The organism is Terriglobus aquaticus (assembly GCF_025685415.1).
Lineage (GTDB): Bacteria > Acidobacteriota > Terriglobia > Terriglobales > Acidobacteriaceae > Terriglobus > Terriglobus aquaticus.
The window spans coordinates 2,862,355-2,877,004 of sequence record NZ_JAGSYB010000001.1; the positions used below are offsets into that span (position 1 = coordinate 2,862,355).

15 protein-coding genes are annotated in these 14,650 nt (G+C 62.6%); 9 read left to right on the top strand and 6 right to left on the bottom strand.

The genetic code is table 11. The features are described from left to right. Nucleotides 1-318: 318 nt before the first annotated feature. The gene (locus OHL12_RS11890) at nt 319-2,268 is read left to right on the top strand and encodes a primary-amine oxidase (RefSeq protein WP_263414032.1); all 1,950 of its coding nucleotides are present in this window, start codon (nt 319-321) and stop codon (nt 2,266-2,268) included. Between the two features lie 36 nt (nt 2,269-2,304). Here OHL12_RS11890 and OHL12_RS11895 read toward each other — a convergent pair whose 3' ends face one another. Then, on the bottom strand, nt 2,305-3,363 hold the full coding sequence (locus OHL12_RS11895) for a LacI family DNA-binding transcriptional regulator (protein ID WP_263414033.1): 1,059 nt from the start codon (nt 3,361-3,363) through the stop codon (nt 2,305-2,307). A gap of 345 nt (nt 3,364-3,708) precedes the next feature. Here OHL12_RS11895 and OHL12_RS11900 point away from each other — a divergent pair, with 345 nt between their 5' ends. Further along, nucleotides 3,709-4,365, top strand: a complete 657-nt coding sequence (locus OHL12_RS11900; RefSeq protein WP_263414034.1) for an epoxyqueuosine reductase QueH — start codon at nt 3,709-3,711, stop codon at nt 4,363-4,365. 9 nt (nt 4,366-4,374) lie between these two features. On the opposite strand, the gene OHL12_RS11905 is transcribed toward OHL12_RS11900, so the two are convergent. From OHL12_RS11905 to OHL12_RS11925, 5 genes are read right to left on the bottom strand one after another with little or no spacing between them, the layout of a single operon-like run. Next, nucleotides 4,375-5,409 (bottom strand): serine/threonine-protein kinase, encoded by a 1,035-nt coding sequence (locus OHL12_RS11905; protein ID WP_263414035.1) that lies wholly within the window; start codon nt 5,407-5,409, stop codon nt 4,375-4,377. After that, nucleotides 5,406-5,921, bottom strand: a complete 516-nt coding sequence (locus OHL12_RS11910; RefSeq protein WP_263414036.1) for a ubiquitin-conjugating enzyme E2 variant — start codon at nt 5,919-5,921, stop codon at nt 5,406-5,408. The genes OHL12_RS11905 and OHL12_RS11910 overlap by 4 nt, the downstream gene beginning before the upstream one ends. A gap of 9 nt (nt 5,922-5,930) precedes the next feature. Beyond that, nucleotides 5,931-6,191 (bottom strand): hypothetical protein, encoded by a 261-nt coding sequence (locus OHL12_RS11915; protein ID WP_263414037.1) that lies wholly within the window; start codon nt 6,189-6,191, stop codon nt 5,931-5,933. 42 nt (nt 6,192-6,233) lie between these two features. Next, the gene (locus OHL12_RS11920) at nt 6,234-6,947 is read right to left on the bottom strand and encodes a hypothetical protein (protein WP_263414038.1); all 714 of its coding nucleotides are present in this window, start codon (nt 6,945-6,947) and stop codon (nt 6,234-6,236) included. After that, nucleotides 6,944-8,086 (bottom strand): ThiF family adenylyltransferase, encoded by a 1,143-nt coding sequence (locus OHL12_RS11925; protein ID WP_263414039.1) that lies wholly within the window; start codon nt 8,084-8,086, stop codon nt 6,944-6,946. Before OHL12_RS11925 ends, OHL12_RS11920 begins: the two co-directional genes overlap by 4 nt. Nucleotides 8,087-8,302: 216 nt before the next feature. On the opposite strand from OHL12_RS11925, the gene OHL12_RS11930 reads away from it, so the two are divergent. The 7 genes from OHL12_RS11930 to OHL12_RS11960 all read left to right on the top strand — a co-directional run bounded on the left by OHL12_RS11930 (nt 8,303) and on the right by OHL12_RS11960 (nt 14,649). Further along, nucleotides 8,303-9,211, top strand: coding sequence for an FHA domain-containing protein (locus OHL12_RS11930; RefSeq protein ID WP_263414040.1), 909 nt, complete (start codon nt 8,303-8,305; stop codon nt 9,209-9,211). After that, nucleotides 9,211-10,728 carry a vWA domain-containing protein gene (locus OHL12_RS11935; RefSeq protein ID WP_263414041.1) on the top strand — a complete coding sequence of 506 codons (1,518 nt, stop codon included), beginning with the start codon at nt 9,211-9,213 and terminating at the stop codon, nt 10,726-10,728. The genes OHL12_RS11930 and OHL12_RS11935 overlap by 1 nt, the downstream gene beginning before the upstream one ends. Nucleotides 10,729-10,758: 30 nt before the next feature. Beyond that, nucleotides 10,759-11,259: a type VI secretion system contractile sheath small subunit gene (locus tag OHL12_RS11940; protein ID WP_263414042.1), complete on the top strand. Its 501-nt coding sequence runs from the start codon at nt 10,759-10,761 to the stop codon at nt 11,257-11,259. A gap of 3 nt (nt 11,260-11,262) precedes the next feature. Further along, the gene (locus OHL12_RS11945) at nt 11,263-12,603 is read left to right on the top strand and encodes a hypothetical protein (RefSeq protein ID WP_263414043.1); all 1,341 of its coding nucleotides are present in this window, start codon (nt 11,263-11,265) and stop codon (nt 12,601-12,603) included. A gap of 529 nt (nt 12,604-13,132) precedes the next feature. Beyond that, nucleotides 13,133-13,609 carry a hypothetical protein gene (locus tag OHL12_RS11950; RefSeq protein ID WP_263414044.1) on the top strand — a complete coding sequence of 159 codons (477 nt, stop codon included), beginning with the start codon at nt 13,133-13,135 and terminating at the stop codon, nt 13,607-13,609. A gap of 125 nt (nt 13,610-13,734) precedes the next feature. Further along, a complete protein-coding gene (locus OHL12_RS11955) occupies nt 13,735-14,184 on the top strand; it encodes a hypothetical protein (RefSeq protein ID WP_263414045.1) in 450 nt (149 codons plus the stop codon). 102 nt (nt 14,185-14,286) lie between these two features. Next, complete coding sequence (locus tag OHL12_RS11960) at nt 14,287-14,649, top strand: hypothetical protein (protein WP_263414046.1); 363 nt, start codon at nt 14,287-14,289, stop codon at nt 14,647-14,649. Nucleotide 14,650 lies beyond the last annotated feature (1 nt).

Consider the following 14,650-nt stretch of genomic DNA (forward strand, 5'->3'; position numbering starts at 1 on the left):
AACTGGACGCTTGCTGCTTTCTTCAGTGTTGAGGAGAGACGTTACGCTTGAGGAGCAATCTATGCAAGCGGTTTCTGCAAGCACTTGCAAAACTTTCTGGAAGCATGGAAAAACGTTTCTCACTCAGCCAGATTTCTCGTTGACAAGGCAACGGACCCCGGCGATACTCCTGCAAAACCACTCGGGTTTTCCCAACAAAACAGGCAAGTGTTTTTGGAGACGGCTCTGGCCGCGCTCTTTCGCCGCCCTCTAACTTCCGCAATGCACTCCGCCTAGCGAATTCTCAGAATCGACCGCTGCACGTGGAGCGTCGTTTCCTTGCCAACCAAGGAGAAGCCCATGCCGATGCACCCGTTGGAACCGCTCACCGCCAGTGAAGTGAACGCAGCCGTGCAACTACTGCGCGCCACGCCGCGATTTCACGAACGCATGCGCATCGTGAGCATCAGCCTACTGGAGCCGGCAAAGGCGCAGGTGTATGCCTGGCCGGAAGCAAGCACCGAAACCCGGCGCGCCGAGGCCGTGATCTTTGACCCGGAGCGCAACATGGCTGCTACGGCTCGCATGGACCTGGGTGCCAGCCGGATGGAAGCATGGGAGGACGCCGCCGAAGGCTTGCAGCCAACCCTGACCGTTGACGAACAGGTGGAATGCGAGCAGGCCGTGCTGCGCAGCGAAGCATTTCGTGATGCGCTGCGACGACACTACGGCGTGGACGACACCAGCCTGGTGATGGTCGACATCTGGAGTGCGGGAAACTACGGCGCGGAGGAAGAACGCACGCGGCGTCTGACTCGTCCTCTTTGCTTCCTGCGAAAGGATCCCACGGACAACGGGTACGCGCACCCGATCGAAGGCATCCGGCCGGTTGTAGACCTGAACCGGATGGAAGTGATCCGGGTGGAGGAGTACGGGCATTGGCCGCTGCCACCGGAGGACGGTCAGTACTTCGAGGATCGCGTGCCGCACAAGCGCGCTGGCCTGAAATCGCTGGAGATCACACAACCGGACGGCCCGAGCTTCACCCTGGAAGGCAGACAACTGCGCTGGCAAAACTGGAGCATGGTGGTCGGCTTTACCGCGCGCGAGGGGCTTACGATCCACGATCTGCGGTACCAGGATGGCGGGCGCAACCGGCCGATTCTCTATCGCGGATCGCTGACGGAAATGGTGGTGCCGTATGGCGACCCCGGGCCGACGCAGGTGCGCAAGAACGCGTTTGACGTGGGCGAATACGGCATGGGCATGTGCGCCAACAGCCTGACGCTTGGGTGCGATTGCGTGGGGCACATTGCATACCTGGACGCGGATCTATGCGACAGCCGTGGGGGAGCGATGCGCATCGAAAACGCGATCTGCATTCACGAAGAAGATTTCGGCATTCTGTGGAAGCACACGGATCGCCGGCATCCCGATCGGCCGGAGGTGCGGCGATCGCGGCGGCTGGTGGTTTCGTCCGTATCAACCGTGGAGAACTACGAGTACGGCTTCTTCTGGTACTTCTACCAGGACGGAAACATCCAGTTCGAGATCAAGCTGACGGGCATCCTTTCGCTGGGCGCGGTACACGAAGGGGAGAATCCGAAGTACGGCACCGTCATCGCTCCCCTGCTGTATGCGCCGAATCATCAGCACTTCTTCAACATGCGGCTAGACTTCGGAATAGACGGGCCGCGCAATACGGTGCAGCAGATTGACGTGGTGGTGACACCGGAGGGCGAAAGCAATCCCGAAGGGAACGCCTTCTACGCGAAAAAGACGGAGCTCACGAACGAGAAGGAAGCGTGCGCGAACCTGAGCCTGGAGACCGCGCGGACCTGGAAGATCGTGAACCCGGCATCGCTGAACCGCATGGGCGAACCGGTCGGTTACAAGTTCTTCGCGGGCGACAACGCGGTGCCGCTCGCCTCAAGAAATGCGTGGTGGCGCAAGCGCGCAGGCTTCGTGGATCACCACGTTTGGGTCACGCCGTTTGACGAAAAAGAGCGGTTTGCCGCCGGAGACTTTCCAAACCAGAGCAGCGGTGGAGACGGACTTCCCCGGTGGGTTCAACAGAACCGCAGCATCGAGAACGAGGACGTGGTGTTCTGGTACTCGTTCGGACACACGCACATTCCGCGCCCGGAAGACTACCCGGTGATGCCTGCGGCGTACATCGGATTTCTGCTGAAGCCGAACGGCTTCTTCGATGCGAATCCGGCCAACGATCTGCCTTCAACCTCGGCCGCGAAATCGGCGAGCAAGCGGGCGTGTTGCCACGGTGCCTGATTGCTTGGGGAGTGCTGTAGTGACTACGGATCGGCTTTAGAGGTTCTGGAGCTTCGATCCTGTTTTGAGCGCTTCGATCTTTTTGCGCAGAAGCGACGTTCGCGCGGCCGCGGTGGACTTGCGGATGACCAGCTCCGTTTCAATCACGTACTCGTCGCCCCGATTGCGCTTCTGTTTCAACAGCTTGTTCAGAGCTTTGAAGGATGTGACGCCGAGATCTTCGCGAGGAACGCGGATGGTCGTCAGAGGCGGCCGCACCAGGTACGAGAACGCGATGTCGTCGATGCCGATGACGGAGATTTCACTGGGAACGTCGATGCCAGCCTGCTCCAGCGCGACCATGACGCCCATGGCGATCAGGTCGCTGCCGCAGAAGATGACGGTGGGCGTGCGCTTGGTGGAGACGATCGCCTTGACGGCTTCGGCGGCGGCCTCGACGTTGTAGGCGCTGTGGGTCACAGGGTCGGGGTCGAGACCACGCTGCTTCAGGCCGTCGACCAGCGCTGTGGCAATGTTGGCCGCAGTTTGATTGCTGGGCGGCCCGGCGATCACGGCTGCCCGGCGATGCCCGAGCGACGCAATGTGCTCGATCGCTTGTGACAGGCCGCGTCCGTAATCGATGGTGATGTTGCTGACGAGACGGTCCGGGGCGGACAGGTTGCTGAGCACGACGGCGATGCCTTCGCGCGTGAGTGTCTGGATCACGTCGGAGTCGAGCGACGAGGTCATGACGGCTACGCCGCGCACATCGTTTTCGATCAGCTTGCGCACCACGGATTGCGTGCGCTCCGGGTTGTACTCGGTGTTGAGCAGCAGAACATCGAAGCCGCGATCCCATGCAGCAGATTGAAAGCCACGGATGATTTCCGAAAAGAAGGGATTTGCGATCTCAGAGATGACGAGGCCGAACAGGTCGCTCTTACCGATGGCCAGACGCCGTGCGTGCACGTTGCGGTGATAGTGCAATTCCTTGACCGCGGACAGAACGCGGTTCGTGGTTTCCGCGGAGATGTAGGGATTCTTGCTGAGCACGCGCGATACAGTTGCCGGCGATACGCCCGCGCGCCTGGCAACGTCGTGCATGGTGTGAGCCATCGGCTGTTCTTGCCCCTTCGCTGGTCGCAGCTAGAGTGTACAGGCAAGATGGCCCGAAACGACCGAGACCAGACCTGATGCCGGACACCACGGAAAGCGGTTGCGCGCGGAGGTTCGGCTCTGGCCAGGAGGGACCGCCTGAACGTTACGAGCGCCGGAGGCCGATCCGCTGCAAGCGATTGCACGGCTGGCAATAACCGCGGCCAAAAGCTTCCGGATGAGGAGAGCCGCGAAGTGGCATCGTGCAAGCCGCGGCCGACCATGTAGCCTGACGGAAGCGGTTCGCCCGGTCGTCTCCAGACCGGCCTGGTCGCCGCAGACCGCATTCGAGGAGCTGAAAAGGTTATGAGCGAGTTGCCCACATTGAACCTGCCGGACGGGCACACGCGGCTCCTGCTGCACTCCTGCTGCGCACCGTGTTCGGGCGAGGTGATGGAGACCATGGTGCGGTCCGGCATCGACTTCACAATCTTTTTCTATAACCCGAACATCCATCCGCGGCGCGAGTACGACCTGCGCAAGGACGAGAACCAGCGTTTTGCCGACAAGCATGGCATCCCGGTGATCGATGCCGACTATGACATGGAGAACTGGTTCGAGCGCGTAAAAGGCATGGAGCACGAACCGGAGCGCGGGGTTCGCTGCACGACCTGCTTTGAAATGCGCTTTGAACGGACGGCGCTGTACGCGTACGAGAACGGATTTTCGTTGATTAGCAGTTCTCTCGGCATCAGCCGTTGGAAGAACTTTCGCCAGGTGACGGACGCGGGGATCCGTGCGGCCGAACGCTACGGGAACGTGGCGTACTGGGAGTACAACTGGCGCAAGGCGGGCGGCGCCGATCGCATGGTTGAGATCAGCAAGCGCGAGAACTTCTACCAGCAGGAGTACTGCGGCTGCGCCTATTCGTTGCGCGACACCAACCTGCATCGCCTGAAGGCGGGCCGGGATGTGATCCGGATTGGTGAGATGTACTACGGCCAGCCGACGCCGACGGAGTAGCGGGCGGGATCAGGACGAGCGCGGAGCTTCGACTTCGACCTGAGTGGTGAGACGGCGGCGCTGCCCTGCGGATTCGGGCGGCGCGCTCGGCTTTGAGGGCCCACGCTCTGCGTCGCTGTTCGCCGGCCCGCTCGTTGAGGACGGATCTGTCGCTTTCGTAGAACCACAGCCGGGGCCGTAGCCGGAGCGGAATTCGGGGCGCGTTGAGCCGCAGGCATGCAGGATGCCGCTGAGTTCGTACGCACTTTGCGGGCGGCCTGCAGGATCGACGCTCAGCAGCGTACGGAGGAGGCGCGCCAGCGGGTCCTCTTCGGACAGTGCGGCTGGCATGCGCCACACGCCGTTCAGGTGCCGGTTACGAATCTCTTTCATCGAAGAGCCCTGAAAAAGCGGCGTTCCGCTGAGCGCCTCGCCCAGCACCGCTCCTAGCGAGTACAGGTCGCTACGAATATCCAAGGCGTCGCCGCGCAGTTGCTCCGGGCTGCTGTAGAGGGGTGTGCCGCCGACGAACGGCCGGTCCTGTGGCCCGTTGAGCTGGGAGATGCCGAGATCGAGCAGGCGGTACTGGCCGAAGCCGTCGCGACGAACGTTGCCGGGCGTGAGATCGCAGTGGACGACACCCTGCGATTCGGCGTGGCACAGCAGGCTGCTCAGCTGCGCCGCCATGTGCAGGCACTCTTCCCGATCCAGAGGACCCTCGTGGGCCAGCACCTCATCCAGGTCCTGCCCGGGGATATACGGCATGAGCATGAAGAACAAGCCGTCCAGCTCGCCAAAGTCGAAGACGGGAACCGCGTTGGGATGGTCGCCCAGCAAGGCCGCGTGCCTGGCCTCAAGCCGGAAGCTGCGAAGTACGCCCGCGCGGTCGACCAGTTCCGGGTGAAGCACCTTAGCAACGAAGCGGCCATTGTGCAGCCGGTGGCGCAGCAGGAAGATCGTGGCCATGCCGCCGATGGCGAGCGGCCGCTCCAGCAGGAAACGGCTGCCCAGCACCACTTGAAGACGCTCGCCGATCTCGGCGGTGTCGGTACGCGCTTCGCTCACGAGAGCCGCTTTCTGCGCGAAGCCTGTGCGGGGATGTGCGCCAAGGAGGGCTCGTAAGCAACGCCCTGGAGCAGCATGGGGTCGGCCGATGGAGTGCAGGGCACGGCGGCAGGCTGCATCACGTGCAGTGCCTGCGGGTTCCATAGGGTTCCTGCCAGCATCGCCACTACCTTGTGCATGGCAATCTCAACCGTATTGCTGACACGGTGTCGATCCCACAGGCAGACAAAGCCGGTTTCCGGGTGCACGTTGGGGTGAACGACAGGGACGCTGAGATACATCTCCATGGGAACTGCCGGAAAGTGTACCGGGAACTCGATCCGGAGGTCATGCACGGAAAGAGCGGTGCCGTGCTGCCCGCCGGGGATGGACACCGCGGCCGGACCGTGCAGAGTGAGGTAAAAGACGTCTTCCTCGCGGCGAAGCTGGGTGATGCGACCGGGGTTCGCCGCGGAAAGCTGCTGCAGAAGGGACCACTCCGCGGCGAGGCGGCGCTCCGTTGCGGGAAACACGGCGTCCGCTCAGCCGTTGGACGCCACGGTGGAGACACGCAGGACGTCACCCGGCCGCACGCCCTGCACCGTCAGCGGCTGGGCAAAGTCGAGTGAGCGGCCATTCCAGACCACCTCGGGCTCACCCTCGCCCTTCAGGATGTTGCCGCGCTCGCGCAGGTCGAAGAGGATCTCTTCGAGCACCATGTCCAGGGTTTCGCCCTCGTCGATGTCGACGTTGTACTTGGTCTCTCCACTGAGCGTGTCGAAGTACACCTGGTATTTCGGCATAGTGTGCGTACCCTTCTCAAGGCAAATGGAAGCAGGCGAAGCCTAGTCCGCGCCTACTGGCGACGCGACTGTATGTGCAAGCGATGCGGGAAGTTCCGGAAGGGCTGTCCTGCAACGCTGACATTCGCCGTTGGTGAAGTCCCAGCAATCGCGGCACTGGGCCCGCCGGCAATGCGGGCAGAGCCGCAGATCCACCTGGTCGGCGGCACCCCGGCAAACCTGGCAACGATCGTGACGGGAGCGCGGACCGGCGACGCGCATCCACCAGCTTTCTTCCACCGGCAAAAGCGGAACCCGCTGGTCCAGGCACAACTGGCACCGCTGATGCTCGAAGCTCCAGCAGGTCTCGTCGCACACGTGCATGCTGCAACGCGGACAGGCAAAGACCAGGGCGGCGCTGCTGAGGCTGCGATTACACAGGCCGCACCGCGCCTGTGACCGGCGCAGCAGAAAAACAGTGATGCCGCTGCCCAAGGCCGCGGGAAGAAACGCGAACAGGCCGAAAAAGCTGGGCCGGAGGGAGAGGTCGAGAACGGCTGCGACGGCTTCACAAAGCAGAGCGATCACCAGCGGCGGCACCCACACCGCCCCGGACGGCAGGTCGAAACGCAGCCATAGCCAGGTGGCTCCCGCACTCAGCAGAAGCGCCCCAACCAAGGCCGCGGCGGCGCCCGCCAAGGCCGCGCAGAACTGCAGCGACGCCAGTAGGACAAGCACACCGAGCAGAAGCGCCGCACGCTCCAGGGTCCGATTCATGTTGCAGCCTCAGGGTTCGAACGGTACAGGGCAGAGATTCGCACCCAGTAGAGATGCCGGTCGGGCATTCCAAGCTGCCGCGGCGAAAACTTGGCCCAAGTGTCTTGGGCGCAGATGCGGTGAACGGCTCGGAGCGGCTGCTGCCTACGGGTGCCGCAGGCGGGGCACGCCGATGCACGCACCTGGGCGACCCGCTGCATGGGCCGGGTTCGAGTGCCGCACCCGGAGCACGACGCCTCTGTGCACACCGGCCAGTGCAAGAAGAGCTGCCAGTCGGCCCCGGGCAGGGCCTGTGCGAGTGGCAGTTCCCAAGGCAGGGAGCGCAGGGTGGCTGTTGGCGGCTCATGCCACGGGCAGGTCAGGCTTCGTGCAAGTTCAAAAGATTCAGCCTCCCACCGTTCGCCGGGCGATTGCGAAAGACGCATGCTACTGGCTGCAATGGTCGCGGGCAGGTTTGGAGCGCTTGCGAAGACCTCGATCTGAGTGGCGGTGGCGGCCGCGACTTGCTGCAGTGTGTCCAGCGACGCGGTCATCGCGGGCACCGACTCAGGCACCTGGCAGCCGATTGACGTGGACGCGGCATAGCCGAGGACCTCCGCCCGCCGTTGCTCCGCTAAACCGCACAAAACACACGCCGCGGAAGTCGTGGGCGGATACAGAGTGACCCGGCCCGAAGGGATGCCGTCCCCAAGAACACCCGCGTCCAGCAGCGGTTTGCTGAGCGAGCGTGCGATCCAGGCGGTTTCAGCTCGGGACAGCACACTGTCGGTGCAGCAGCAGAACAGGTCGATATCGCTCAGGTCCTGCCAGCCGACGTCCGCGATCGGCCGCGGAATGGCCCGCCATGGCAGGCCGGCCTGCGCCTGTGCCGCGCGGGCGAGCAGCTCTGCCTTATTGGGCAATGGCGAACCGGGCTGGTGCCGGAGCCAGTCGGCGAAGGAGTCCTGGAGCAGCGGACTGAGAGGAAGGTTTCGCGCTTCGACGGTTTCCGGGTCGACCAGAAGCACGGAGCGGGTCTTTCGCTGCAGGAGGTGCTGGAGCAGCGTGGAACCCAAGGCGCCAGTACCGACCACCGCCAGCCGCAGATCGCGGGGGCGGGCTGCCTGGGGAAGAAGGAGATCTTCAGCGAATTGCGTCATGGAGTTCCAGAAGCAGACGCCTCGTCCGAACGGTGGGGCGATTTGCTGCTCCCGAGGAAAACGCCATTTCTGGACAACTCCGACCGCCGTCTCATAACTCTATACGCCTACCGGCGAAGTGGGATTGCCCAAAGGCGAACTACATTCGCGACTCCGATCTGCCTGGCTGCCTACATGAGTCTGTATCGCGGATTATGGTTTGGAACAGTCTCGGGCATGGCAGGAGGGCTGTTGGCCAGCCTGCTGAGCGCGCTGATCCAGATACCGCTCAGTAGCGAGCGTTCTCACCTGCTGCCGGATACGATTACCTTCCTTTTGTTCGGCATGACCGTGTCGGTGCTGGTCTATCTCCACTTTGACAAAGTTTTGCTCGGCCGCATGCGCGGTTCGTCAGTTGGCTGGGGGCTGCTGTACGGCGGTGTAGCGGCGCTGGTAGCCGCGGGTTTGAATTACCTGCTTTCTGCGGGCATTGCTTCAGGAGCACCTTCGCTGTACCGCATTGCCGCGTGGTCCTTGTGTTTTTCCGTGGTGGCGCTGGGGCTGGGTTTGCGCTGGGTCAGGACCAACGTTGCCCGCGTTTTTCATACCTATGCCGGCGGTCTGCTGGGCGGCCTGTTAGGCGGCATTGTGTTTGTGCTGTTTACGCCGCACCTGCCAGCCGGCGTGGGCATGTGCGGCATGATGCTAGCCGGCGCCGGGATGGGCTTTGGTGCCGGGATCGCACCGGTGCTGGTGCGTGACGGGCAGTTGCGCTTTGTGAGTTCGGGCGACGCGCGGGCACAGAACAAATTGGGCAAGAACAAGACGCTGTGGGACCTGGACGTGGAAGAGTCGTACACGTTGGGCAGCGCGCAAACTGCACAGGGTGGAAGCAAGTTCCAGCAGGGCGCGGATATCTGCATCCCGGACAGTTCGATCGCACCCAGGCATGCGGTGGTCTTTTCCAAGGAGGGCCGCTACTTCATCGCGCGGCATCCGGACGCTGGTGGGCCGGAGGGCATCGCGAAGTATGTCCTGCGCGTGAAAGGCAAGACGGTTGTGAGCTCGCAGGAGCTGGCGCCCAACGATGACGTGTTGATCGGTCGCACAGCGCTGCGCTTCGACAGCAGAAAGCTGGGTGAGTGATGCGGCGATCTGCTTCGTATGTCGGCATGGTCCGATCGGCGCTCGGTGTAGCCGCCGCTGGCGTGACGCTGTGCTTGGGCGCATTGGCGCAGGCGGTACCAGCCGCTCCGAAGCCGACGACGCTGCATGCCGTGGGTCAACCGGTGCTTGTCGATTGCGCTCCGGTGACGATGTCGCCGTGCATGTCTGCGGTGGTCACGCCCGCGGCCGCCACGGGTATGCCTGCGCCGGTGCAATTGCCGCCTGCAGCGCAGCTTGCTTCAGCGTTCCGAGTCACCGGTCCTGCAGGAGACGTGACGCCCTTCTATGCGTCCCTGGGTGCGGGACCGGATGCTGCCGACCACACCAACGTGGTGCTGCTGATGATCGATATCAGCGGCAGCATGAACGACAAGCTGGCCAACGGCCAGACACGGTTTGAGGCGGCCAAGTCAGCCATTGCGCAGTTTGTGGACGGGATGCAGGAAGGCTCGGACCGCATTGCGATCGTGCCGTTCGAAAGCCATAACGTGGTCTCGACCATTCACGGCGCGGTGTACGCCTCTCGCAAGAGCGACGCGCAGGACCAGTTGAAGGCGCTGCCTACGCCAGCCTCAAAGAACAACACGGCGCTGTACCAGGCGGTGTTTACCGGCGAGGAAAGCCTGCACAACGAGGTGGAGAGCCTTCGGCACGAGGGCGTGAGCACCGGTGTACAGCCGCACCTGATCCTGATGACGGACGGCAAGAATGAAGTGCTGCCCGGAGATGACCCGCAATTGCTGAACGGGGATCTCGGCCTGCAGCAGGCCGCCGCACAGGTGCACGCGTCGCACATGGACACCATCGGCATCGGCTTTGGGGATCGCGCACAGATTGATGCTGCCGCGTTGCAGCGGCTGTCGACACGGTTCTTCTATGCCGCCGACGCGACGCAGTTGCTGGGCGCTCTGCACGTGTCCCGCTCAGCGGTCAGCCATGCCATCACCCTGACGTGGCTCTTGCCGGAGAACAGCCGTGTGGCTCTGGCGGGGCGCGATCAGCAGTGGGTACCCACGCTGCGGATGGAGGAAGGGTCGACGCTGACCGGCGAACCGCTGCGCCTGCTGGTGCCCGCCACCGCACCACCCGTGTTCGACCGCAAGGCCAGTGCCGATGAGCTGAATACGTTGTATGCGACGCGCCCAGAGGTGAACTCGGGCTGGGCGCTGGTTCTGACGCACGGCTTGTTGTACGTTGCCGCGGCGCTGCTGCTGCTATTGCTGTGGTTCTGGGTGCCGCGCCTGATCTGGGCCGACGAGATGATGGGCGTTCCTGACCGCAAGCAGCGGTGGCGCAGCGAACGCGCAGCCACCGAGACCGGCCTGCGCCCGGGAGTGAAAGCGGCATCCGCCGTGCAGGTTCGGTCCGCATCTCTTCCCGAAGGCTTCGCTCCGGAAACAGCGAATAGCAGCCCGTTACAACGTTCTGCCGCGCAGGTGACTCAAATCCAGTCCCGTGGCGAGTTCTCGCGAACGCGCCTCAATGTCGATCGTTAGTTCGCACGTTTCTGAAAAGGGAGGGCCAACATGCCTCTGGTCAAAGTTGTTCGCAAGGGTGTAACCGCAGCGGTTCGCAAGGTGCCCACCTCTACCGCGGCAGCCATGCTGCCCATGACGCTGGATCGCGTGGGCGCCGAGGCGGCCTCTGAATCGGAAGACCTGAAAAAGGTAGAGGACCTGGCCGATGCGTTTCGCCAGTTCCAGCCGAAGCTGAAGTTCCAGGGCTACGCTGGGCCGGAGCAGGCGGAGTTCCGCGCCGACTTCGAGTTTCGGTCCATCAAGGACTTCGATCCGGAGAACCTGCAGAAGCGGCAGGAGGTGAAGGACGCCGACGGCGAAACGCACTTCCTGCGCAACGACCTGGCCGACCTGAAGACGAACATCGACCTTCTCTACCGCTTGAAAGACCGGTGGAAGCTGCCGGCCGTGCGCCGCGCCTGGGGCAATGCCGCACAGCGGCAGGAGATTGTGGAAGCACTTGGAAAGCTGCGCAGCGAACTTGAGCGCGTTGCGGAAGGGGAAAAGTAAGCCATGGCACAGAGCGCAACCGCAACCCGCACCACTGAGCAGATCCTGGGCAACAGCGCCGCACGCGAACTATTGCAGGACATCTTTGCCGACCTGCACCCGGGGCTGACCAACGAGAAACGCGACATCGCCAGCATCTTCTCCGCGCAGTCGGCGAAGGAGTTCCTGAGCCAGCTCACCAATTTCGAGCAGTTGATCAGCGCCGACGACAGCTATGACCAGACGGTCAAGAAGCTGCAGGGACAGATCGACAGCGCGGAAGCTGTACGGGATGAACTGCTGGCCCAGATCTTCGATCAGGTCCGGCCGCTGGAACTGTCCTATCGCCAGGTGCAGCTCTTCTTTGAGAACACCAAGGTGAACGACGGCAAGGTGCGCAAGCCGGTGGAGCTGTTCATCCTGAACGCTGATCCCAAGGCGATGGAAGACATCTTCAGCATGAGCGTGGCCGCGATGGAGCACTTCGTCGTGCAGCGCAACGACAACTTCAACTTCCGCGACGATATCTGCAACCTGGTCGTGCCTGGGTACTATCCGCAGCCGATTCGCGAGAAGCTGGAGCAGCTTGCGAACACGTGGGGCATGCTGCTGATCGGCGACCTGGACGACGAAACCTCGTTCAAGAACGTGGAGCGCAACTTCCTGCCTGGAGGCAAGTACGAGTTTCTGAAGCGGCCTGAAGATGCGGCCGCATCGGACGTGTGCCTGATGGGCTACCTGCAGATGCGTCCGGCGCACTGGTTTGAAAAGGGCGATGGGCAGCAGGACGGCCTGTACGGTCCTCCGTCGCTGGTGTTCGCCGGTGCAGTGGCGCGCGCGGACGATGCGCAAGGCATGGCGCAAGGACCGGTGGGATCGCGCTTTGGCCGTGTGAACGGAGCGGCAAAGGCACGCATCGAGCCGCTGATTGGGCAGATGGAACACCTGTCGATGGAACGGCAGTTGATCCCGATTATCCGGGACGCCGACAACCACCTGTGCTTCTACGGCTGCCGCACCCAGGCCGACGATCCGTACGGTGTGTTGAAGTTCTTCACGTCGTACCGCATTCTTCGCTACCTGGAGCGCTGCTGCCGCCACTACCTGCTGCAGGTTGCGGGCCAGGTGCTGACGCGCGACTTCATGGACCAGCAGATTGAGACGCCGCTGAAGCGGTTGCTGGATGAACAGGTGGAGCAGGGCACGATTCTGGGCTATGACCTGTTCGTCGATAAGGACTCGAACAAACGCATGCAGGGCATCTGCGACATCACGCTGAACGTGATGCCGACGGGGCCGGCAGAGACCTTTGTGCTGAAGATCGATGTTCCAGAGTTTGCGCGGCAGGAACCTGCGAAGCAGTAAGCGAGGAGACCATGGCGCAGATTCGATTTCAGATCGGGCTTCCACGCGCGGGATCTGCGGCGAGAGATGTGGAGTCTTCGCGGGAGCGCTTTCGGCCGTTGCGGCCGGAGGCGGGCTCCGCGGCAAGGCAATCAGAGGAGGAGAGGCGCGCGGCCGGGGCAGACGGAACTTTACCCCGGGCTCGCGTCGCCACCATCCGGGTGCAGAGCCGCGACGGGCAAACGGCCGGTGTCTCTCCGAGCCCGGATTCAAACCGGAATTTGGGAATATCTGCCCACAAAATCGACGAAACTTCCCAATCTTTCTCCGCGCGACCGCCTTACCCTGAGGACGCGCCTCTGGCTGCTGGCAACAGCAGTGCGCCAACATTCGGCAGCGATGCACCTGTGCGCTCGCTGCCAGACGACACCCCGCTGCAAACGGCAGCGGCAAAGTTCAAGTCGCTGATTCGCTCGGTCGTCTCGCGAGCGAGAGGCGAAAACTAAACCGTTCACCCGACACAAGCAACACGACACCGAAGGAGTCCCTTATGGCAAATCCGTACCGCACCACTGTGACGATTGACGGCCAGAAGTTCCAGGCGGTTACGACGAGTGTGAAGTTCAATACGGCGAAGGATCGCGCGGGCGTGGCACAGATGGGATCGCTCTCGACCAAGATCCGGGTCTGGGCCGATCTGCATGACGACGTGAATCTTCCGTTCAGCACGGTCAAGCACCTGTTCGATCTGTCGAATGTAGTCACGCGTGACAAGATCAAGCCCATCAAGATTGAGTTCTGGAAGGACGACTCGCAGCAGGACGCGCTGATTTCTTACAGCTTCAATGGGTGGATCCGTCGGTTCGAAACCTCGAATCCGCTGGACTTCCTGCCGCGCTCCGTTTCCGCGAGCACGGAAGATGCGCTGGCCGAAGGTGCCGCGCCCAGCCTGAACCACATGCTGGTGCTGGACATTGAGCCTGCGCTGAATCAGCAGAACTTCCAGGACGTCCGGCTGAGCAACTAGCGGTCACCCGGTTCCTCTTCGCAGGACGGCTCGATGCCACCTGCTCCGATTGCAAGGACAAGCCTCACGCTCGACGACAGGCCAACGGGGCCAGGCTGAGGCAGACGCAGAAAGGACTCAAGATCATGGCAGCTCCCTACCGCAGCACCTGCACAATAAACGGCAACAAGTTTGATTGCCTCTCCATCTCGGTTGCGTTCAACACGGACAAGGACCGCGCCGGCATGCCCCAGATGGGTTCGCTGCACACCAACATGCGCGCCTATGTGGATTTCCACGACGACACCAATATCCCGTTCTCGACGATGAGCAACCTCTTCAACCTGTCGAACGTGGTGACCAAGGACAAGGTGGTACCGATCAAGCTGGAGTTCTGGAAGGACGACTCGCACCAGGATGCCCTCGCGTCCTACAGCTTCAACGGATGGATCAGCGGCTTCCACACGCTGAACCCGTACATGAGCGACGACCAGCTTTCCAATGAGGATCACGCGGGCGTGAACCACATCCTGGTGCTGGACCTGGAAGCGGAGATGAACCAGCAGAACTTCGCGGACATCACGCTCAGCAACTAACTCAGCACACTGCAGCAAGGGGTGCCTGCTTACCGGAGCAGGCACTCTTGCCATGTCCCAGCATTGCGCGCGTTCTCAGTTCCCACGTCGGTCAGGACTACCATGCAATCCATCGCATTTCCAATGCGCCTGCAAGAGAACGGACTGCTGCGCCGCACCGACCGCGCCGCGTCGGTGCTGTCGCTGCTGCAGGTGATGGCACGGACGCCGCGTGGTTCGTGGGGCGCGTGCCCGGAGTTTGGCTTGCGCGACCTGTTCGAGGATGGCCGCCAACGTGCCGACCTGCCGCGTTTAGTTGCCGACCGCATCAATGGCTGCCTCGCAGACCTGGGCATGGCGGAGTTCCAGGTGACGGAGGTGGTGCGTGAGCTGAGCGCGGACCGGGCCGTGGACAGCTACTCGATTCGGCTGGATGACGCGCACACGGCCGAAAGCCTGACGACGACGGTGGTCTACGAGGCCTGAG